Below are 19,942 nucleotides of genomic sequence, written 5' to 3'. Positions count from 1 at the left end.
CCGAGTTGCGTGGTTCGCGCTACCGGGTGCGGGCCTGGTGGCGTCCGGGGTACTCGCGCATCAGAACCTGCCGCGGCGTCACCCGCAGCACGTCGTCGTCCGGCACGGCGACGCCCCGCACCTCTGCCCAGAATCGCGGGTCTCCCACGAAGAGCACCACGCGGGGATCGCGCCGCACCGCGTCCCACGCCTCGTCGCCCGCGATGAGGCGGAACTCGCCCGCCGGGCTCACCGAGGTCACGGCGCTCACCGCGAGCGCGCGCGGGCCGTCAGCCCCGGTGCAGGCGAGGACCACGTTCCGGGAGTAGGCCGCGGCGTGCCGCACCTCCTCGCTGAGACCTGCCGAGGGGGTCAGGTCGCCGGGGATCCGCGCGCCCCGCGACTCGGACGGCACGAGCGAGGCGCGCCACGGGCCCGGCCCGCCGCGCCACCACGCCCGTACGGCACGCACCGCGAAGGCCGCCGCGCCGAGCGCCAGCGCGCCCCACGCACAGCGCCACAGGGCCACGACGGCGGGGCCGGGTCCCATGAGGGCGTGCGCCGCGCCCGCCGCGGCGGCGCAGAGGGCGGCGACGGCCGGGGCGGTGAGCGCCGTGGCGAGCCACCGGTCGTCCGGCCGCGGCGCGCCCGTCGTGCGCGCGTGCAGCAGCCCAACCGGGACCGCCAGGCACGCGACGGCGGCGAGGGGCACCGTGGTCACGAAAGGCAGGAGCATGAGCACCGCGGCCGCCTGCCACGCGCGGGCCGCGACGATCCAGTACGCGACGGCGATGTCACGCGCCGCCGCCCGGTCGGCCGCCGCCGCCCGCCCCCGATCGGCCACGCCGGACCCAGCCGGCCGTACGGGTGGTTGTGCGGGTGGCGGCGCTTGCGGCGGCACCCGCGACGGCATGGGCGGTGAGGCGGAGCCTTGCGCGGGTGGTGGCACGCGAGATGGGACGGGTGGCGGCGCTTGCGGGGGCACGCGTGGTGGCGTGGCCGATGAGGCAGGTCGTTGCGCGGGTGGTGGCACGCGTGACGGCATGGCCGATGAGGCGGGGGGTCGCATGCGTGACGACGAGGGCACATGCAGCGCGGTGGCGAACCGCCTCAGCGCGGCGAGCGGGCGCCCCCGCCACGTCTCGGCCAGGAGCCGGACGGCGAGCGCCACGACGGGGTTCAGGAGCACCAGCCCGGTCGCCCCGGCCCAGACGCCGCCCCCTTCGTGCAGCGAAGCCGCCCCCGGCTCCGGCAGCGTGGCCAGCTCCGCCAGGTACGCCGCCGGGGTGAGCAACCCGAGCGCGACCGACATGAAGAGCCGCAGGTCGCGCCGGAGCATCCCGGGGACGTAGGTCCAGGCGCCGACGCGCGCGGCCTGCCGGAGGCAGACCACGAGGACGGCGGCGAGCGCCAGCGCGCCGACGACGCGCACGTCCCCCCGCATGGCGGGGAGGTCGTGCGGGCCGGGGAGATCGTGCACACCGGGAAGGCCGTGCATGCCGAGGAGGCCCTGCACACCGGAGAGGCGCCGCGTGCCGGGATGACCGTTCGCGCCGGGGAGAAGGCCCGGCAGCAGGACGGCCGCGCAGATCCCGGCCGTCGCGACCGCGAGGATCACCCGCACCTGCCGCGACCAGGTCTCCAGGGCACGCCGCGCACGGCCCGTGTCGCGGGGGTCGGCCTCCCACGCGGGGTCGTGGTGGTCGCGCGGCCGCTGCCAGCGCAGCAGGGCCAGGCCGAGGTTCACCCACGCCGCCGGGTGGTCCCGGCGCCTGCGCAGCGCCGCGCCGTACGCCCGGGCGGCCCCGTCGTGGTCACCGCGCAGCAGCGCGAGGTCGCCGCACAGCACGTGGGGGTCGGGCTCGTCGGGGGCGAACCGGACGGCGCGGCGGGCCTCCGCCCAGGCCTCCCGCCACCGTCCGGGGATCCGCCGCAGCGCGCTCGCGAGCCGCAGCCGCGCCGCCCAGGAGCCGGGCGCGAGCCGTACGGCCTCTCGTGCCGCCGCCACCGCCTCGGTGTCGCGCCCGAGACGCTCCAGTGCCGCCCCGACGAGGCGATGCCCCCATTCGTCCTGCGGATCGCGGCCGATCGCCTGGCGCGCCGCTTCCAGCGCCGCCTCCGGCTGGTCGCACGACAGCCGGGCCACCGCGACGGCGCACCAGGCGCGGGCGTCGGCGCGGTCGAGCGGGGGCGGCACCGGGGACGTGTCGCGTCCGTCGATATCGCTCCCCACGACCGCATGATCCGTTGCGGCCGGTCTCTTGCCTAGACGCGGGATATATACCTATGGCTCTCTAGAGAGGCGGATTGCTCCGCTTGATCACCTGGGGTGATGGGGATCCGGCGATTTGTTCCCGACATCACCGGAAGGGCTGAGAGATCCGCTTCCCATGGCCTAAGCTGCCACGCATGTTCCAGCTGGCCGGGATCTCGGAGCAGGAGCACTGAGCGGACTATGATCATGGTTTCGGTCGAGTCCGCCGCCGTCCGCGCCACCAGTGCCCTGCGGGAGCGGAGGGCGAGCCGGTGGTCGGTGCTCGTGCTCCTGTGCTTCAGCCTGCTCCTGATCGCGGTCGACGCGACCGTGCTGCACATCGCCGTCCCGGCGCTCACCGCGGCCCTGGAGCCGTCGTCCGTACAGCTCCTGTGGATCATCGACATCTACTCGCTGGTCGTCGCGCCGCTGCTGGTGACGTTCGGCACGCTGGGCGACAGGTATGGCAGGCGGCCCCTGGTGCTCGGCGGCTACGTGGTGTTCGGCCTGGCCTCGCTGTCGGCCGCGTTCGCCGCGACCCCGCTCGCGCTCATCGTCTCGCGGGCCTTCCTCGGCGTCGGCGGCGCGATGATCATGCCGGCGACGCTCTCGATCATCCGGCAGGTCTTCACCGACCGGCGCGAGCGGGCGATCGCGCTCGGCGTGTGGAGCGCCGTCGCCGCCGCGGGAGCGGCCGTCGGGCCGCTGATCGGCGGGGTCCTCGTCGAGCACCTGTGGTGGGGCGCGGTCTTCCTCATCAACGTGCCGCTGCTGCTGATCGCGTTGCCGCTCGCCGTACGGATCCTGCCGGCGTCACCGCGGCGGGCCGACCATCCGTGGGACGCGCTGAGCGCGGCCCTGTCCACCGTGGGCATCCTGGCGATCGCGTTCGGGCTGAAGGAGGCGGGGTCGGGGCACACGCTGGGCCGCGGGCTCTCGCTCGCCGTGCTCGCGACCGGCGTCGCACTGCTCGTCTGGTTCGTACGGCGGCAGCGGCGGCTGGCGTTCCCCCTGCTCGACATCGGCCTGTTCGCGCAGCGCGGCTTCGCGACGGGCGTCGGCTGCGTGCTGCTGGCCATCTTCGCGCTGGTCGGGCTGGAGCTGATGCTGGCGCAGTATCTCCAGCTCGTGCTGGGGCTTTCGCCCCTGGAGGCCGCCGTGCGGATGCTGCCGCTCATGGTCGCGGCGATCGCGGGCGGCCTGGCCGCCGCGCACGTGCTGGGGCGCGTCGGGCTGCGCGCGACGGTGGGCGGCGGCCTCGCCCTGACCGCGCTCTCGCTCACCCCGGTGCTGACCTGGGGCACCGAGCAGCATCCGGTGATGCTGACTGCCTGCTTCGTGGGGATCGGCTTCGGCGTCGAGGTCGCCCTGCTGGCGGCGTCGGACACGATCATGGCAACCGTGCCGGAGTCGCGGGCCGGCGGCGCCGCCGCGATCGAGGAGACGGCCTACGAGCTCGGGGCGGGCCTCGGCATCGCCGTCCTCGGGACGATCACCACGATCGTGTACGCCCCCTCCCTCGCAAACGTGCCGGGCATCCCGGCCGGGCTCATGGCGCAGGCGCGTGAGTCGCTGGCCGCGGCCGCGCACGTGGCCGACGAGACCGGTGCGGCCGGGACCGCGCTGCTGGAGGCCGCCCGCGCGGCCTTCGTCACCGCCCTGCACTCCACCATCGCCGTCAGCGTGGCGCTGCTCGCGCTCACCGCGCTGGCGGTGGCCCTGCTGCTCCCCCGCCACGTTCCCACCCCCGCGAGCGCCGACGCCGAGGAGTCCGACAGCGAAGGGACCTGAGCGGACCGGACGCATGACGGCGGCGTCGGCGGGAAAGTGTCCGGGCAAGTCACCCCCCACCCCAGAGTGAGAAGCCGTGAAGAGAACCCTGCACGACTTAGCCTCGCTGGCCGCCCGCATGGGCGTCGGCGGGATCTTCTTCGCCAACGGCTGGCAGAAGCTCGAAGCCGGCCTCAACGCGACCGCCGACCAGTTCACCGCGCTCCAGGCCCCGCTGCCCCATGTGTGGGCGCCGGTGACCATGCTGACGGAGCTGGTGGGCGGCACGCTGCTGATCGCGGGCCTCATCGTGCCGGCCGTCGGGCTCCTGCTGTTCGCCGAGGCTCTCGCGGTGTTCGTGATCACGGCCGGGGACAGCGGCCTGCCGCTCACCGGGGGCGACATCGAACTGATCGTGGCCCTCGGGGCCGCCTCCGTGCTGCTGGCCGTCACGGGCGCGGGCCGGATCTCCGTCGACCACATGGTGGTCATCAAACGGCGCGAGGCCGAGGCCGCCGGAGAGTTCGCCGCCGACGCGGAGGCCGACGCGGTCATCGCGGCGCTGCGCCCGCCACAGCCCGGGGAGCCGGGTGCGGACGAGCCCTCCGCCCGGCCCGCCGCGTCCGGGTCCGCGTCCGGGTCCGGGTCCGGGTCCGGGTCCGGGTCCGGGTCCGGGTCCGGGTCCGCTTCAGGGAAGCCCGCGCCCGCCCCCTCCACCGGCTCGGCCGGGCCGCCGGAGCCGCCCTCGGCGAGCGGTGCGAGTGCGGGCTCCACCTCGTCCGGGACCAGTACGGCCGCGGAGCCGCCGGGCGAGGAGGCCCCTGCCACGACGACGGTGCGGAAGGCCACGCCCCGGCAGCGGCGTACGCGGCGCGAGGACGACACGACCACGGAGAGCCGCGCCGAGGCCCACTGACGGCGGGTCGCCCGGCACGGGCCACAGGCGCGGCCCCCGCGCCCGCGCGTGCGGCGTGCCCGTGCGGCGGCTCTTGGATACGGCGTGCGAGTGGATACGGCGTGCGAGTGGATACGGCGTGCGAGTGGATACGGCGTGCGAGAGGCGGCGTGTGAGCCTCCGCATGCCGCGTGCGTGGATGAAGGGTGCGGCGTTTCCGTGCGGTGAGTGGGCCCGGTCTTCCCGTGCGGCGTGTACGAGATGCGGAGGGGCCCGGCCGGGGCCGGTCAGGGCTCCTGGGAGAGCGGCAGGCACAGGAGGAATCGCGCGCCGCGGGGGCTGTCCATGATCGTCAACGTGCCGCCGTGGCTCTCGGCGATCTGCCGGGCGATGGGCAGGCCCAGTCCGGCACCCCCGGCGTTCCTGCTGCGGGCCGAGTCGAGCCGGGTGAACCGCTGGAAGACGAGGTCCCGCTGGTCCTGTGCGATCCCCGCGCCGTCGTCGAGCACTTCGAGCACGGCCACGCCGGAACGGAACCGTGGGTCCCCGTCATGCGGGTCCTCTCGCCGCACCTCCACCCGTACGGTGCTGGCTGCGTGCCGTTCGGCGTTGTCGAGGAGATTGGTGACCAGGCGGCCCAGCCGGATGCGGTCTCCCCGGACGATCACGCCGGGGGCCAGCTGCGAGACGATCCTCTTGTGCGGACGGCGGGCGTCCAGTTCGGCGGACACGAGCTGCCCGAGGTCCAGCCGCTCGCGCTCGCACGGCGCGCCCGCGTCGAGACGGGCCAGCATCAGCAGGTCGGAGGCGATCGCCTGGAGCCGGTCGAGGCTCTTCAGCACGGCCGGCCCGATCTCCCGCAGGTCGGACTCCTGCGGGGCGCGCAGCGCGTCCTCCACCTGCGCGCGGATCGCGGTGATCGGGCTGCGCAGCTCGTGGGACGCGTCGGAGGTGAAGCGCCGCTGCTGCTCCAGCGTCTCCTCCAGCCGGTCGAGCGTGTAGTTGACGCTCTGCGCGAGGTCGTGGATGTCCCCCTTGGCCTCGGGGACCGGCACCCGCCGCCCGAGGTCCGAGGCGTTGATCTCGTCGAGCTCGGCCCTGATGGCCCGCACCGACAACATCGCCCGCTGCACGCTGCGCTGGGTGCCGTACGCGACGGCGGCCGTGACGAGCGCGGATCCCACGATCAGACCGACCACCAGGCCCGGCGGCACGTTGAACGGCCGGCTCGGCGCGGCGCTGTAGACGGTCCAGTCGCCGCCGTTGCTGTAGACCTCCTGCGCGACCACGGTGTAGCACCGGTCCGGGCCGAAGACGCCGCCGCAGACCTCGCGCGTGGCCTTGCGGGACGGCGGCGAGGGATGGAAGCTCGCCATGGGCGGCTTTCCGGCCATGTCCGGCGTCGCAGAACGCACCCTGCCCTGCGGGTCCACCACCTGGACGGGCTCGTCCCGCCCACTGGGGGGCAGCACGCTCTCCACCTGTCCGTGGTCCACGAGATAGGCGACCCGCCCGCCCGTCGCCGTCACCCTCAGCACTAGGTTGTCCCGGGCCGCCACGTGCAGGGACCACACCAGGACGAACGAGAACGCGATGCACAGCAGGGCGACCACCGTGCCGGTGAACAGCGCGATGCGATTCCTCAACGACCAACGATCCCCGAAACCCACCTGATCGCCCACTTACGACGTGGCGAACTATCCGTGCCTAAGAAATCTACTCTTCGGGGCGTTATTACTTGGTAACGGAACAAACTGGACGAGATGGTCCTATCAGGTCGAAATGCCTCCCCGCGCAACACGACCGGCAAGCAGGTAAAGGAGCCTTCCGGACGGCCCTTCCGGATGGTGGGATATGGGATATGAACGCCGCTGGACCACTGCCGGTAATCGACGTCTCCGCCCTCACCGGCTCAGGGACCGGCCCCGGAACCGGCCCCGGGACCGGCCCAGGGACCGGCCCAGGGAACGGCCCCGAAGCAGGCCACGCGCGCGCCGAGGTCGCACGCCGCATCGAGGCCGCCTGCCTGGACAGCGGTTTCTTCTACATCACCGGACACGGCGTGCCCCAGGCCCTGATCTCCGAGCTCAGGGACGCAGCGGATCGTTTCTTCCGGCTGCCGGAGGAGCACAAGTCGCGCATATCGATGGACCGGGGCGGGCGGGCCTGGCGCGGTTACTTCCCCGTGGGCGGCGAGCTCACCTCCGGCCGGCCCGACCTCAGGGAGGGCCTCTATTTCGGCGCCGAACTCGAACCCGACGATCCCCGGCCGCTGCACGGGCCCAACCTCTTCCCCGAGGAGGTGCCCGAGCTGGGCCCGGCCGTGCTCGCGTACATGGACGCCCTCACCCACGTGGGGCAGGCGGTCATGCGGGGCGTGGCGCTGAGCCTGGGGCTCGACGAGGACTACTTCGCCGCCGGTTACACGGCCCCGCCCACGACCCTGTTCCGGATCTTCCACTATCCGTCCCCGCCGTACGCCGATCCGGAGGAGTGGGGGGTCGGCGAGCACACCGACTACGGCCTGCTGACGCTGCTGCTCCAGGACGACAATCCCGGCCTCCAGGTGCACACCTCACGTGGCTGGATCGAGGCGCCGCCCATCCCGGGCACGCTGGTCTGCAACATCGGCGACATGCTCGACAAGCTGACCGGCGGGCTCTATCGCTCGACTCCGCACCGCGTGCGCAACGCCACCGGCCGGAGCCGGCTCTCCTTCCCGTTCTTCTTCGACCCGGGCTGGGACTGCGAGGTGCCGCCGCTGCCCTCGCTGCCCGCCCGCGAGGGGGGCCGCCCCCGATGGGACGGCCTGGACCTGCGGGCCTTCACCGGCACGTACGGCGACTACCTGACCGCGAAGGTCGCCAAGGTGTTCCCGGGACTCGGCTGCAGGGTGCTGCCGCCGTCCTCTGGAGCACGTGAAAACGTGTAATCACACAAGCGGTGTAAGCAGCACAATGTTGGCCATGCCTCTCCCCCGCTGGTTCGCCGAGCGCGTGGAGCCGACCGCGCCGGACGCCGAGCTGCGCGTCTCCACGATCGAGCTCTTCTTCGACCTCGTGTTCGTCTTCACGATCACGCAGCTCACGTCACTGCTCGTGGACGACTTCACCCGGCAGGACGGAGAGGGGTTCACCGGCCAGGGCACCGTGCAGGCGGTCCTGATCTTCGGTCTGCTCTGGTGGATGTACTCCGGCTACGCCTGGCTCACCAACACCGTGCCGCCGGAGCACGCGGCCCGGCGGGTGCTGATCCTGGGCGGCATGGCCGGGTTCCTGATCATGGCTCTGGCCATCCCGCGCGCCTTCTCGGGCAGCGGCGTGGCGTTCGCCGTCGGCTATCTCGTCATCGTGCTCGTCCACGGCGGGCTCTATCTCCAGGCGACGGCCGCCATCGCCCGGGTCGTGCCGTTCAACCTGACCGCGACCGCGCTCGTCTTCGCCGCCGCGTTCGTCGATTCGCCGTGGAACTACGCGCTGTGGACGGCGGCCCTCGTGCTGATCTGGCTGAGCCCGATCTTCATCGGGCAGAAGGGCTTCCCCCTGCACCCGGCGCACATCGTCGAGCGGCACGGCCTGCTCGTCATCATCGTGCTGGGCGAGTCGATCGTGGCGATCGGCATCGGGGCGACCGACGGCCACCCGGGCGCGGCCCTGATCGTCGCGGCCCTGCTGGGCCTTGCCCTCACCGCGTCGCTGTGGTGGGTGTACTTCGCACGCGACGAGAGCGGGCCCGAACACGCATTGATGCGGGCCGACGTCGTCCAGCGGACCCGGCTCATCCTGGGCGCGTACTTCTACGCCCACATCCCGATCCTGCTCGGGATCGTCGCGACCGCGGCCGGGATCCACAAGGCCGTGGGCCACGGCCACCTCGACCTCGGCCCCGCCGTGGCGCTGGCCGGGGGCACCGCGCTGTTCCTGCTCGGCGACCTGTGGTTCCGCCGGGTGCTCGGGCCGACGCGGACCGCCGTACGGGTCGCCGCGGTGCTGCTGGCCGCGGCGACCGTCCCGATCGGCCTGTGGTCGTCGGCCGCCCACCTCGGCGTGCTGGTCGTCCTGCTGATCGCGATGATCTGCGTCGAGAACGTCCTGCAGCGGCAAGCCGCCACGGCCTAGCCGAACGCGTCGTGGGGGTTCGCCCGGGTGGCTGCGGAAACCGGCGCGGAAACCGGCGCGGAAACCGGTGCGGAACCGGTGCGGAACCGGTGGGCATCCGGCGGGAATCCGGCGGGGAACCGGTGCCACCCGGGCGGGAGGGTCTCAGTCCGCCAGGCCGTTCCTGGCGATCACCTCGCGATACCAGCGGGCGCTGTCGCGCGGCGTGCGCTCCAGCGTGTCGTAGTCGACACGGACGAGCCCGAACCGCTTGTGGTAGCCCCGGGCCCACTCGAAGTTGTCCATCAGCGACCACACGAAGTAGCCGCGCAGGTCGGCGCCCCGGTCCATCGCCGCCCGGGCGGCGCGGAAGTGGGCGTCGAGATAGGAGATCCGGCCGGGGTCGGACACCCCGTCGGGCACGGCGGCCCCGTTCTCCGTGATCATCAAGGGCGTGCCGGGGTAGTCGCGCGACAGCCGTACGAGCAGGTCCTCCAGGCCGGCGGGGTTGATCTCCCAGTCCATCTCGGTGACCTCGCCGTGCGGGTCCTCCCAGGCGATGCCCTCGCTGCCGGGATACTCCGGATGCCCCTCGGCCGAGGGATCGGCGACGACCCGGTTGACCGTGTAGTAGTTGACGCCGAGCACGTCGATCGGCTGCGCGATCGTCGGAAGGTCGTCCACGTTGACCTTGGTGAAACGTTCCAGGTGCGCGAGGACGTCGGCGGGATACTCGCCGCGCAGCACGGGGTCGAGGAACAGCCGGTTCGCCAGCCCGTCGATCAGGCGGGCCGGCTCGGGGTCGCCGAGGATCGGCGTCAGGTTCAGCGTCAGCGAGACGGTCTCCGCGCCTCCCGCCCGCAGCGCCTGCACGGCCAGGCCGTGCCCGAGCATCAGGTTGTGGGCGGCGGTGAACGCGGCGGCCGGGTCGGTCACCCCGGGCGCGTGCCGGCCGGACCCGTGCCCGACGAACGCCGACACCCAGGGCTCGTTGAGCGTCGTCCAGACGCCGACGCGGTCGCCGAGGAGCCGGTGCACGACGGCGGCGTAGTCGGCGAACCGGAAGGCCGTCTCGCGGTTGGTCCAGCCGCCGGTGTCCTGCAGCGTCTGCGGCAGGTCCCAGTGATAGAGCGTCGCGACCGGCGTGATGCCCTTGGCGAGCAGGGCGTCGACGAGGCGGTCGTAGAAGCTCAGGTCGGCCAGGCGCGGCCAGGCCACCGAGAACCGGTATGCCTTCAGCCCCAGCCACGCCATGATCTCGACGTCCTCGAGATAGCGGTTGTAGTGGTCGCAGGCCACGTCGCCGGTGTGGCCGTCGGCGACCATCCCGGGGGTGTGGGAGAAGGTGTCCCAGATCGAGGGCACGCGGCCGTCGGCGTGGACCGCTCCTTCGATCTGGTACGACGCGGTCGCGGCCCCCCACAGGAAGCCGTCGGGAAATGAGGTCATCGTGAACTTTCGCGAATCGTCAGCCGAGGTTCGAGGAGTGTCGACTCCGGGACGGCCTGGCCCTCCAGCTTGGCCATGAGCAGCCGGACCGCCTGCCTGCCGACGTCCTCGGCGGGAATGAGCACGGAGGTCAGCGCTGGGCTGGCCCGCTCGGCGATGTCGTCCGGGCAGATCGCCACCACCGAGACGTCCTCGGGCACCCGCCTCCCGAGGATCCGCAACGCCCCCAGCACGTGGCCGGCGGCCGCCTCGTTGTGCACGACGAGCCCGGACAGGCCCGGCCGCTCGTCGAGCAGCAGCTTGACGGCGGCGTGGACCTCGTCGAACGACTCCTCGCAGGGGCGCGCGTCGGCCTCGATCCCGTGCCGCCGGGCCGCCTCGACGAAACCCGCCATCGTCCGCTCGGCGAAACCCGTGCCGCGCTCGTAGACCACGCGCGGCGCGCCGAGCAGCGCGATCTCGCGATGGCCGAGGTCGGCCAGATGGTCGGCGCACAGCGCCCCGGCGCGGGCGAAGTCGAGGTCGACGCAGGTCAGCCCTTCGGGGTCGGCCGGGAAACCGATCAGCACGGCCGGCTCGGCGAGCTTGCGCAGCAGCGGCACGCGGGGGTCGTGGATCTCCACATCCATCAGCAGCAGCCCGTCGACCAGCGCGCTGGCCGCCACCCGGTGCAGCCCCTCGGCCCCTTCGTCCGCCGTCATGAGCAGCACGTCGTGGTCGTACTGGCGGGCCGTGGTGACGACGGAGGTCGCGAACTGCATGAGGACCGGCAGGTTCATGCCTGCCCGCAGCGGCAGCACCAGGGCGATGACCTTCGCCCGCTTGCTCGCCAGCGCGCGGGCGCCGGCGTTGGGGTGATAACCGAGGACCCGCACGCTGTCCAGGACGCGTTGCCGGGTGGCCGCCGAGATCGCCCGCTTGCCGCTCAGCACGTACGACACCGTGCTGACGGCGACCCCCGCGTGCTTGGCGACATCGGCGATCGTCACGGTCCTCACGGGCAGAACCCCAACGCGCTCACCGTGACCCCCTCGCTCTCGTACACCACATAAAGATCGCGCACTCCCGCGGCTCCCGCCAGAGGGGTGCTCACCTCCACGAAATCATGCCTGGTCGCCGTGGGCGGAACGCTGACCGCGCCGGCGACCTCGCCGATCAGAGGATCGTCGAGCCGCAGCGTGACCACGCCGCCCTCGTCGCTCGACACCGCGAGCAGGCAGGCGGAGGGGCCCTGATCACCGAAGCCCCCACCGAAGTCCCCACCGAAGTCCCCACCGAAGTCGCAGTCCTTGAAGACGATCCACGCCCCCGGTCCCGTGGAGCGGACCGCGTCGCCGGAGTCGAGAGCGGCGTCGCACAGCACCACACCGTCGTACTCGTCGTGATCGGCCGCGTCCAGTGGCCCCGAGGTCAGGTCGCGCGGCGGGATGCGCTCGCCGCGCACCCGGAACGGCGCGCACAGCCGGATGTCCCCCGACGAGGCGCCCACCTGCACCGTGTGCGCGGCCTCCTCGACCACGAACCTGCCGCGCGTCACGTCCCAGAAGGCGAGGTCGCCGACCGGCACGTCCACCGACACCGTACGGCTCTCGCCCGGCGCGAGCCGCACCTTGACGAAGCCGCGGAGCTGGCGCAGGGGCTGCTTCACCCGGGAGCGCCGCTGGTGGGTGTAGAACTGCACGACCTCCTCCCCCGCGCGTCCGCCCGCGTTCGTCACGGTCACCCGGACGGTCAGCGTGTCGCCCTCGGCGAGGTCGGCCGACGACAGCTCCAGGTCGGAGTAGGCGAAACGGGTGTAGCTCAGGCCGTGCCCGAACGGGTAGAGCGGCCGGCCGCGGTAGTAGAGGTAGGTGGCGTCGGAGGCGATGATGTCGTAGTCGAGCAGGTCGGGCAGCTCGGCGGCCGAGCGATACCACGTCTGGGTGAGGCGGCCGCCCGGGTCCTCGTCGCCGAGCAGCACATCGGCGAGCGCGTGGCCGTACTCCTGGCCGCCGTGGGCCGACCAGACGATCGCGGGCAGGTGCTCCTGCGCCCAGGTCACGGCGAAGGGGTAACCGCTGGAGACCACCAGCACGGTCGCCGGGTTGGCCGCGTGGACGGCCTTCAGCAGGGCCTCCTGCCGCTCGGGCAGCGCCAGCGTCGCGCGGTCCTCGGTCTCGCGGCCGTTCACCAGCGGGTGGTCGCCGAGCACGACGATCGCGACGTCGGCGCGGGCCGCCGCCTCCGCCGCGCGGGCCGCGCCGCTCTCGACGGGCTCCAGGGCCAGCACGGACGCGGCGTCGGGATCGTCGGTCGTGCGCACGACGCCGCCGGTCACGGTGACGTAGTCGCCCGAGGAGATGTTGCGCAGCACCACGCCCCTCGGCCGCTCCTCGATCCGGAAGGTCTGGCGCACCTCCCAGCCGTTCGGTCCCGGCTGGTCGTTGGTGAGCACACCGCCCTCACCGGCCTGCACGTGCCGGCCGTTGGCGCACGACCGGAACGCGTACGCGCCGCCGCCCCAGTCGAACACGTCGAAGCAGGAGCGCTCGCTCCCGACGTACAACGGCCCGCCGGCAGGGTCGGCGGACGCGCCGACGTACCCGCCCTCGGTGCGCAGCGCCACCCGGTCGACGCCCTCGCAGTAGACGGTCTCGCACCGCTCGGCGAGCCCCGCCAGGGCCGTGACCTGGTAGGGCAGCGTGCCGCTGTACCAGTCTTCGAACAGCGCGTCGGCCAGCGGGCCGATCACCGCGACCGTACGCGGGGCCGTCAGCGGGAGCAGTCCGTCGTTCTTCAGCAGGGTGATCGACTGGCGGGCGGCCTCCCGCGCGAGCCGCCGGTGCTCGGGGCTGTTGACGACGTCGTGGGTGATGTCGTCGTACGGCGTGTCGGGGTCGAACTCGCCCAGGCGCACCCGGATCGACAGCGCGTGCCGGGCGGCGGAGTCGATGTCGGCCTCGGTCAGCAGGCCGCGGTCGAGCGCGGTCCTGACGTGGCCCAGGGTGGCGGTGCTGTCCGCGTCGTCCTGGGTGAAGCTGTCCAGCCCGGCCTTGATCGCGTGCGCGTACGCCTCCGTCAGATCCTTGTGGTAACCCTGCAGCCCGGCGAGGTTGCCCGGCGCGTACGCGTCGCTGACCACGAGGATGTCGTCGGGCGCCCACGTCCGCAGATGGTCGGCGATCAGCGGCGACAGGTGGGCAGGCCGGCCGTTCACCAGGTTGTACGACGGCATGACGGCCACCGCGGCCCCCGCCTCCAGCGCCGGGCGGAACGCCTTGAGCTCGTATTCGTGCAGCACCCGCGGCGGCAGGACGCTGGAGGTCACGCACCGGTCGGTCTCGTTGTTGTAGCCGAGGAAGTGCTTCAGCGTGGGCGCGGTCTTCAGCACGGACTGGCCCCCGCGCAGGCCGCGCGCGTAGGCGGTGCCCATCACCCCGGTCAGCCAGGGGTCCTCGGAGTAGCCCTCCTCGTTGCGCCCCCAGCGCGGGTCGCGCAGCGGGTTGACCACCGGAGCCCAGACGTTGCGGCCCACGCTCTGCGGATCCTTGTGGTGGAAGGCCATGACCTCGTCGCCGGTCGCCTCCCCCACCTGGCGGACCAGGTCCGGGTTCCAGGTGCTGGCCAGGCCGACGGCCTGGGGGAACACCGTCGCCGGGCCGTGCCAGGCCAGGCCGTGCAGGGCCTCGGTGCCGGTGCGGAAGCTTCGCAGGCCGAGCCGTTCGACCGGCGCCTGGTATTGGTGCAACAGGCCGATCTTCTCGTCGAGCGTGAGCCGGCCGAGCAGGTCGTCCACCCGTTCGGCGGGAGACAGCGCGGGGTTCCGGAATGCCGGGTCCTGGTCGTGTCTCGCCGGTTCGTTCATCTGGAGACTCACCCTTCGCGTCGAAGCGCTTCGATGACCTGCCGAAAAACGCGCCCGTGAGGGGCGTCGCGAGGATCCGCATGTTCGGTTGGGGAAGCGCCGTCGTCGAAGCGCTTCGAAAGGGTTACCGCAAGTTTCCGGCGTGTAAATCCGGGCTTATCCGGAAGAGTGCCCTCATCCTCGGCTCAGGTCAAGACCCTTGTTCGCACCGGTTTCACGTCGATGTCACACCGCTGCCCCCTCCGGCCGTACGCGGAGCCGTGGCGTGGGCCGCATGCCGAGCCGGGCGGCGGGCTGTAGGCGGAGGCTGGGTGCGGGCCGCGGGCCAAAGCGAACGGCGAGCTGTCCGAGCTGTAGGTGAAGGCGGGTCCGGGCCGCGCACCAAGGCGAACAGCGAACTGCGAGCGAAGCCAGGCACAGGCCGCGGGCGAGGACGGGCGGGGGGCCATGCGCGGTTCTGACGCGAAGGCGGGCGGCGGGGGCATGCGGCGGGCGCGGGCCGTATGCGAGCCCTGACACGAAGGCGGGCGCGGGGCCGGAGTCCCGGCAGGCCCGCGCCCGCCCTTTCCGCCGACGCTCGGGCGTCAGCCGACGATCTGCAGCAGTGCCTGCCGCCTGGCCGCGGCCGGCTCGGTCAGGCGCTGCACCTGCCTGCCGTTCCTGTCGAGTACGACGAGGGTGTTGGCGGTGCGCCCGGCGACCCGCACGACGAGGCGGCCGTCCCGCAGGTAGTAGGCGCCGATGAGCGAGCCCTTCACCGGGATGGCGACCTTCTTTCCGGTGGCCACGTCGACCACGACCGGGCGGAAGCTCCCCGGCCAGGAACCGTCCCCTCCTGCCGCGTTCCTCGACAACGGCGCCACGACGACCTTCGAGCCGTCGGGAGACAGGCTCTGCACGTGGTTCGCGAGAGCGACGCCCTTGACCTTGGTCGCCTTGCCGGTCTTCACGTCGAGGCGGTAGACGCCCTCGGTCGTCCCGGCGTACCCCGCGAGGTAGCGGCCGTTCGCCGACCAGGCCAGGTGGCACAGCCCGAGGGTCGTGCCCGCCCTCCTGCGGCCCCTGCCGTCGGCACCGACGACCGAGATCGGCCGCGCGTCCGAGTTGCCCTTCCCCACGTACGCGACCCGCCTGGAGTCGGGCGACCAGACCGGGGTGGCACACGGGAACCCGGCCGCGGCGCCCTTGGCCGCGGTCGTGACCCTGCGGCCGTCGCCGACCCGCACGTACCCGGCGTCGGTTATCCAGGCGAGCTTCCTGCCGTCCGGGGACGCGGAGAACTGACCCGTCATCGGCATGGCGCCCAGCTTCGTGAAGCCCTTGCGGGGCTCGTAACGGCTGACCGGGAAACCGGTGTCGTACGACAGGTAGACGGCGACCCCGGTGAGGGGCTTGGGCGCGGCGGCCGGAGCAGCGGCCGGGGCAGTCGATGTGGGAGCGGCCAGTGCGGGGGCGGCGAACGCCGGGGTGGCCAGCGCGGCCGTGAGCGTGGCGCAGAGCGCGGCGGCGGACAGCGGGCGTGTGTTCATCATGGTCCAATTCGTCGGCAGTGCATGTTCGACGCCTCGCGTCCCGGCCGGGTTCGCAGTCGCTCGATTCCGGTACACCTGCCGCCAGGACCAATGCACCGGGCGCATGGGTCCGGCCCGGCGCGCCGCCCGCGCGGGCGGGCGGCGGGGTGGGGGTCAGCGTTGGGCGGGCAGGCGGCCGGAGTCGACCGAGTCGAGCACCCGCGCGGCGGCCCCGAGCGCGGCGGCGCCGTACCCGAGCGTGGACACCTCAAGGCGGCAGCCTCCCCCGCCGGGGGCGAGCACCCTGCCGTACATCTCCTCCTCCGCGCACGCGACGAGCCAGGGCGCCAGCGGCACGTAGTAGCCCCCGAGGATCACGACCTCGGGGTTGAGCATGTTGGCCACGGCGGCCATTCCCCTGCCGAGGTGGCGCCCCACGTTCTCCAGCAGCGCGAGGATGTCCTGTTCGCCGTTGCGTGCGCGGCGTACGACCTCGTCGATCTCGAGTTCGAGCTCGGACGGCGAGGCGTCGGGCGCGGTGTGCGCGAGGATCGCGCCGATCCCGGCGACGGCCTCCAGGCAGCCGCGCCGGCCGCAGCGGCAGGTGGGCCCGGCGGGGTCGAGCTCGATGTGGCCGATCTCGCCGCTGTAGCCCTGCCCGCCCCGCCTGAGCCGGCCGTCCATGATGATGCCCGCGCCCACGCCGACCTCGCCGGTCACGTAGACGAGGTTGGCGGCGTTGCGGTGGGGGCCGAACCGGTGCTCCGCCAGGGCGGCGAGGTTGGCGTCGTTGTCCACGAGCACGGGGAAGCCGGGGTCGCGCAGCGCCTTGGTGAGGTCGCCCGCCAGATCGGCGTCGCGCCAGCCCAGATTGGGGGCGACCCGCACGTTCCCGTTGACGTCGACCAGGCCGGGCACGGCCACGGTCAGGCCGAGCACCTGCCGGGCCTCCTTGGTCATGCGGCTGACGACCCGCCGGGCGAGCGCCGCCATGGCGACGACCGCCTGCCCCGCACTGGAGGTGCCGCCGGGGAAGGACCGCCGCCAGTTCAGGAGCTCCTCGCCCTTGAGGTCCACCGCGACCGCCGAGATGTAGTCGACGTTGACCTCGATGCCGATCGCGGCGTACGGCGAGCCGTCCAGGACGAGCATGGTGGCGGGCCGGCCCACGCGGTGCTCGGTCAGGCCGGTCTCGCGGAGCAGGCGCCGGTCGATGAGATCGGCGACCAGGCTCGACACGGTGGCCTTGTTGAGGCCTGTCGAGGCGGCGATGTCGGCACGCGAACAGGGGGCGTTCTCCCGGACGAACCGCAGCACGACGGCAAGGTTGGTCGCCCGCACGTCGGTGAAGTCGGCCGGCTGTGGCCCGTTGTGCGATGTGATCAATGTCCGCCCCGTTCCCGCTCGGGCTCATCATGCCGCAATTGCGAGCAATTTGACACGACAGCGGCGGCTGGAATCGCGGCACGCACGGACGCGCGGGCAGCCCCGCGCCCGGCTTGGCACCGGCCACCGGCCCCAGCGCCTCCCGGGTAACCTGGTGGCACTCGACTCCTCCGACATTTGTTTGGCTAAGGAACTAACTAAAAGACTACCGTGCAGCGTCATGTGAATCCAGGGGCAAGCGCCCGGGTGAGACGAGGGACGCGCCGGCGGACTCTCGGCCGGTGTCGAAGTCGAACACCAGGGGCGAACCGCGCCGGCACGAACCCGGAAGCCGAGCACTGAGGGCGGACACCGGGGGCGGACACCGGGGGCGAACCGCGGAAGCCGAGCACCGGAGGCGAATCGGGGAGCAACCGGAGTGCAAACGGGAATCAACCGCCATAGGCGAGCCTGAGCACCGTGAAGAGGGACATGTCGCATTACCTCGGCGAATTGCTCGTGTGGGAGATCGAGGACTATCTCCGTGCCCGCTCCGCCCGGCCGGAACGGGCCCGGGTGGCCCGCATCCGGGTGCCCGACCGGCCCGCGGCCGAGACGGTCGCCGCGGACCTGGAGGCGGGTGGCAGTTTCCACGCCGCGGCGAGGCGGGCCATGGCGCTGGGCATGACCCTGTCGGACGACCTGTTCTGCGTGGTGACCAGGGACGAGCACCCGGAGGTGTTCGAGGCCGTGCCCGGCACCACGCTGCCGCCCAAACGCGAGGGCGAGGGATTCCTCATCATCCGCCTGGTCGGGTTCGAGCCCTGAGCGTGTCGCGCGGCATGAGGGCCTCCGGCGGGAGTGGATCCCGCGCGGAGGCCCTCATGACCGTCAGGGCGGCCCGCCGCTCTTGGTCGTGTCTGACACAGATCATGGCTCTGCTGCGCGCGGCCCGTACGGCGCCGCGCTCGCGACGGGCAGCATGCGCCGGACGCTCCCTAGCGTGCGACGGCGCCCGTGACCTCTCGGTCGACAATCCTGGTCGCGCCCGCCTCCCGGGCGCAGTGCGCGCAGCAGAACCAGCGGCCGTCGAACTCCGAGCCGTGGCCCACGATGCGGCACCCACAGTGCTCGCACACGGGCGCCATCCGGCTGATGGCGCATTCGAAGCTGTCGAAGACGTGCACCGCTCCCTGGCTGTGCACTTCGAAGGCCATGTCGTAGTCGTTGCCGCAGACCTCACATGTAGCCATGGTTTTCCCCCCGTCGACTCGCGGTCGAGGGGGGAAATACCCGCCTAAATCTGCACGAACACCGCCTCACAGGGCGTCGAGCAGGGCCTTGGCCACGGACTTCGCCCCGGTGGCCGCCTCCTTCGGGTCCATGAGCACGGAATCGGCCGAGTTGATCGGTGTGTTCTCCGGGCGGTCACTGCCGGACAGCAGCACCCAGATGACGTTCTTGCCGTCCAGGGCGTAGATCTCGTACCGGTTGCCCTGGGCGGTGTCGGTGCGCTGCCGGATCGCCTGACCGAACGCCTCCTGCCCGAAGCCGGTCAGCTTCTCGACCCTGCCCCACTTGATGCCGCCGATCTGGCTGTTCGCCGTGAACTTGGTCTTCGAGCGCTGGTCGATGAGGTAGTAGCGGGCGGATTCCTCGTCCCAGAAGGTGTGGATGGCGACCCGCAGGTTGCGCCACCGGACCTTGCCTCCGCCGAGCGGCAGCTTCTCGTTCCACCACTGGCACTGGGAGACGTTCGACTTGCCCTCCTTGCTCCGCACCGCCACGCCCTCGGTGTCCGGCACCAGGGTGGCCGCCAGCGTCGTGAGACTCACGCAGGCCCGGGGCAGGGGGATCTTCGTGGGCGAGGGCGACGGCGTCGGGCTCGGCTTGGGACGCGCGTGATAGGGCAGCGGCTGTCCGGCCCGCCAGGCGGTCACCGACTTGGCGAGCTGCCCGAGCAGCCCCTTCACCTCCCGCAGGGCGTTCTCCTCGGTGATCGACTGCGTGGACTCCGTCGAGAGGAAATCGGCTTCCTTCTTCTTCTGGCTCGCCTCGTACTTCACCTGGAAGACCACGTCGCCCACCCGGCCGACTCCCTGGCCGAAGGAGTACCAGTATTTGTCGCCCTCCCGCGTCCACTGGTACTGCGCGGCCGCCTGGTCGCCGATGCCCTGGTACTCCTGGACCGGCGAGTAGTAGTGCTCCTTGTCCGAGTGGGTCTCCTGGTACTTGTACTGCTTGAACTCTCCGTCGAACTGGATCCGCGCGGACTTCTCGGCCGTGGTCGTCCCGATCGCCTCGTACTTGGACACGTTCACCGTGATCTCACGGCTGCGGATGAGGTCCTTGTACGAGATGTTCCGGTTGACCCAGCCGCACGTGTAGCGGACGTAGCTGACGAGGCTGTCGCCGCGGTTGTCGTTCGTCGAGGAGTCGATCGTGGCTCCCGGCACGAGGCGCTCGGCCTCGTCCGGGTCGAGCATCGAGCACACGTCGGCGGTCGCCGCCACCGGCGCGGCCGTGGCCGAATTCCTGGCCGTCGCCGCCGCCGTCGTCGTCGCACCCGCCTTGGTGGTGGTCGTCCCCGTCTGCCGCATCGTCATGAAGGCGAACGTCCCCCCGGCCACCACCAGTACGGCGACGACCGCCGCCACCGGCAGCACCCATCCCCGCCGCGCCGGAGCGGAGGGCTGGGTCGGCATCTGCCACAGCTCGGGCGGAGGCGGCGTCGCCGCCTGCCAGCCCTGTCCCGGCTGCCCGGACGGCGGGCCGCCC

At 72.4% G+C, this 19,942-nt stretch carries 14 protein-coding genes; 5 read left to right on the top strand and 9 right to left on the bottom strand.

Going from position 1 to position 19,942, the window contains the following annotated elements; genetic code table 11:
• Positions 1–19: 19 nt before the first annotated feature.
• Positions 20–2,212, bottom strand: coding sequence for a hypothetical protein (locus FLV34_RS08835; protein ID WP_147942842.1), 2,193 nt, complete (start codon positions 2,210–2,212; stop codon positions 20–22).
• Positions 2,213–2,434: 222 nt separating this feature from the next.
• Here FLV34_RS08835 and FLV34_RS08830 point away from each other — a divergent pair, with 222 nt between their 5' ends.
• Both FLV34_RS08830 and FLV34_RS08825 read left to right on the top strand, forming a co-directional pair.
• On the top strand, positions 2,435–4,024 hold the full coding sequence (locus FLV34_RS08830; RefSeq protein WP_187280580.1) for an MFS transporter: 1,590 nt from the start codon (positions 2,435–2,437) through the stop codon (positions 4,022–4,024).
• A 76-nt stretch (positions 4,025–4,100) separates the two neighbouring features.
• Complete coding sequence (locus tag FLV34_RS08825) at positions 4,101–4,919, top strand: DoxX family protein (RefSeq protein WP_147942841.1); 819 nt, start codon at positions 4,101–4,103, stop codon at positions 4,917–4,919.
• A 266-nt stretch (positions 4,920–5,185) separates the two neighbouring features.
• Here the strand turns inward: FLV34_RS08825 and FLV34_RS08820 are convergent, their stop codons facing one another.
• Positions 5,186–6,544, bottom strand: a complete 1,359-nt coding sequence (locus FLV34_RS08820) for a cell wall metabolism sensor histidine kinase WalK (protein ID WP_147942840.1) — start codon at positions 6,542–6,544, stop codon at positions 5,186–5,188.
• A gap of 215 nt (positions 6,545–6,759) precedes the next feature.
• Here FLV34_RS08820 and FLV34_RS08815 point away from each other — a divergent pair, with 215 nt between their 5' ends.
• Positions 6,760–7,830 (top strand): isopenicillin N synthase family oxygenase, encoded by a 1,071-nt coding sequence (locus FLV34_RS08815; RefSeq protein ID WP_147942839.1) that lies wholly within the window; start codon positions 6,760–6,762, stop codon positions 7,828–7,830.
• Between the two features lie 34 nt (positions 7,831–7,864).
• Positions 7,865–9,016 (top strand): low temperature requirement protein A, encoded by a 1,152-nt coding sequence (locus FLV34_RS08810; protein WP_187280579.1) that lies wholly within the window; start codon positions 7,865–7,867, stop codon positions 9,014–9,016.
• A 144-nt stretch (positions 9,017–9,160) separates the two neighbouring features.
• Here the strand turns inward: FLV34_RS08810 and FLV34_RS08805 are convergent, their stop codons facing one another.
• The 5 genes from FLV34_RS08805 to FLV34_RS08785 all read right to left on the bottom strand — a co-directional run bounded on the left by FLV34_RS08805 (position 9,161) and on the right by FLV34_RS08785 (position 17,185).
• Positions 9,161–10,444 (bottom strand): GH1 family beta-glucosidase, encoded by a 1,284-nt coding sequence (locus tag FLV34_RS08805; RefSeq protein WP_147942837.1) that lies wholly within the window; start codon positions 10,442–10,444, stop codon positions 9,161–9,163.
• The gene (locus FLV34_RS08800; RefSeq protein WP_142645736.1) at positions 10,441–11,448 is read right to left on the bottom strand and encodes a LacI family DNA-binding transcriptional regulator; all 1,008 of its coding nucleotides are present in this window, start codon (positions 11,446–11,448) and stop codon (positions 10,441–10,443) included. The genes FLV34_RS08805 and FLV34_RS08800 overlap by 4 nt, the downstream gene beginning before the upstream one ends.
• Positions 11,439–14,288: a glycoside hydrolase family 3 protein gene (locus tag FLV34_RS08795; RefSeq protein WP_147942836.1), complete on the bottom strand. Its 2,850-nt coding sequence runs from the start codon at positions 14,286–14,288 to the stop codon at positions 11,439–11,441. The genes FLV34_RS08800 and FLV34_RS08795 overlap by 10 nt, the downstream gene beginning before the upstream one ends.
• A 584-nt stretch (positions 14,289–14,872) precedes the next feature.
• A complete protein-coding gene (locus tag FLV34_RS08790; protein WP_147942835.1) occupies positions 14,873–15,820 on the bottom strand; it encodes a PD40 domain-containing protein in 948 nt (315 codons plus the stop codon).
• Between the two features lie 153 nt (positions 15,821–15,973).
• Complete coding sequence (locus tag FLV34_RS08785) at positions 15,974–17,185, bottom strand: ROK family transcriptional regulator (protein ID WP_142645739.1); 1,212 nt, start codon at positions 17,183–17,185, stop codon at positions 15,974–15,976.
• Between the two features lie 459 nt (positions 17,186–17,644).
• On the opposite strand from FLV34_RS08785, the gene FLV34_RS08780 reads away from it, so the two are divergent.
• A complete protein-coding gene (locus FLV34_RS08780; RefSeq protein ID WP_142645740.1) occupies positions 17,645–17,992 on the top strand; it encodes a hypothetical protein in 348 nt (115 codons plus the stop codon).
• A 170-nt stretch (positions 17,993–18,162) separates the two neighbouring features.
• Here the strand turns inward: FLV34_RS08780 and FLV34_RS08775 are convergent, their stop codons facing one another.
• Positions 18,163–18,417 carry a hypothetical protein gene (locus FLV34_RS08775; RefSeq protein ID WP_142618158.1) on the bottom strand — a complete coding sequence of 85 codons (255 nt, stop codon included), beginning with the start codon at positions 18,415–18,417 and terminating at the stop codon, positions 18,163–18,165.
• Between the two features lie 66 nt (positions 18,418–18,483).
• A complete protein-coding gene (locus FLV34_RS08770) occupies positions 18,484–19,869 on the bottom strand; it encodes a hypothetical protein (RefSeq protein ID WP_147942834.1) in 1,386 nt (461 codons plus the stop codon).
• Positions 19,870–19,942 lie beyond the last annotated feature (73 nt).

It is taken from the genome of Microbispora sp. CSR-4, assembly GCF_008033685.1.
Taxonomy (GTDB): domain Bacteria; phylum Actinomycetota; class Actinomycetes; order Streptosporangiales; family Streptosporangiaceae; genus Microbispora.
The sequence above is the reverse complement of the archived record's forward strand: the minus strand, read 5'-3'. Positions and strand labels throughout refer to the sequence as shown.

What these genes read in the sequence shown, in the direction of transcription:
- FLV34_RS08830 (WP_187280580.1), top strand. Translation starts at nt 2,435, where the DNA reads ATGATCATGGTTTCGGTCGAGTCCGCCGCCGTCCGCGCCACCAGTGCC.
- FLV34_RS08805 (WP_147942837.1), bottom strand. Translation starts at nt 10,444, where the DNA reads ATGACCTCATTTCCCGACGGCTTCCTGTGGGGGGCCGCGACCGCGTCG.
- FLV34_RS08810 (WP_187280579.1), top strand. Translation starts at nt 7,865, where the DNA reads ATGCCTCTCCCCCGCTGGTTCGCCGAGCGCGTGGAGCCGACCGCGCCG.
- FLV34_RS08815 (WP_147942839.1), top strand. Translation starts at nt 6,760, where the DNA reads ATGAACGCCGCTGGACCACTGCCGGTAATCGACGTCTCCGCCCTCACC.
- FLV34_RS08790 (WP_147942835.1), bottom strand. Translation starts at nt 15,820, where the DNA reads ATGATGAACACACGCCCGCTGTCCGCCGCCGCGCTCTGCGCCACGCTC.
- FLV34_RS08775 (WP_142618158.1), bottom strand. Translation starts at nt 18,417, where the DNA reads ATGGCTACATGTGAGGTCTGCGGCAACGACTACGACATGGCCTTCGAA.
- FLV34_RS08770 (WP_147942834.1), bottom strand. Translation starts at nt 19,869, where the DNA reads ATGCCGACCCAGCCCTCCGCTCCGGCGCGGCGGGGATGGGTGCTGCCG.
- FLV34_RS08795 (WP_147942836.1), bottom strand. Translation starts at nt 14,288, where the DNA reads ATGAACGAACCGGCGAGACACGACCAGGACCCGGCATTCCGGAACCCC.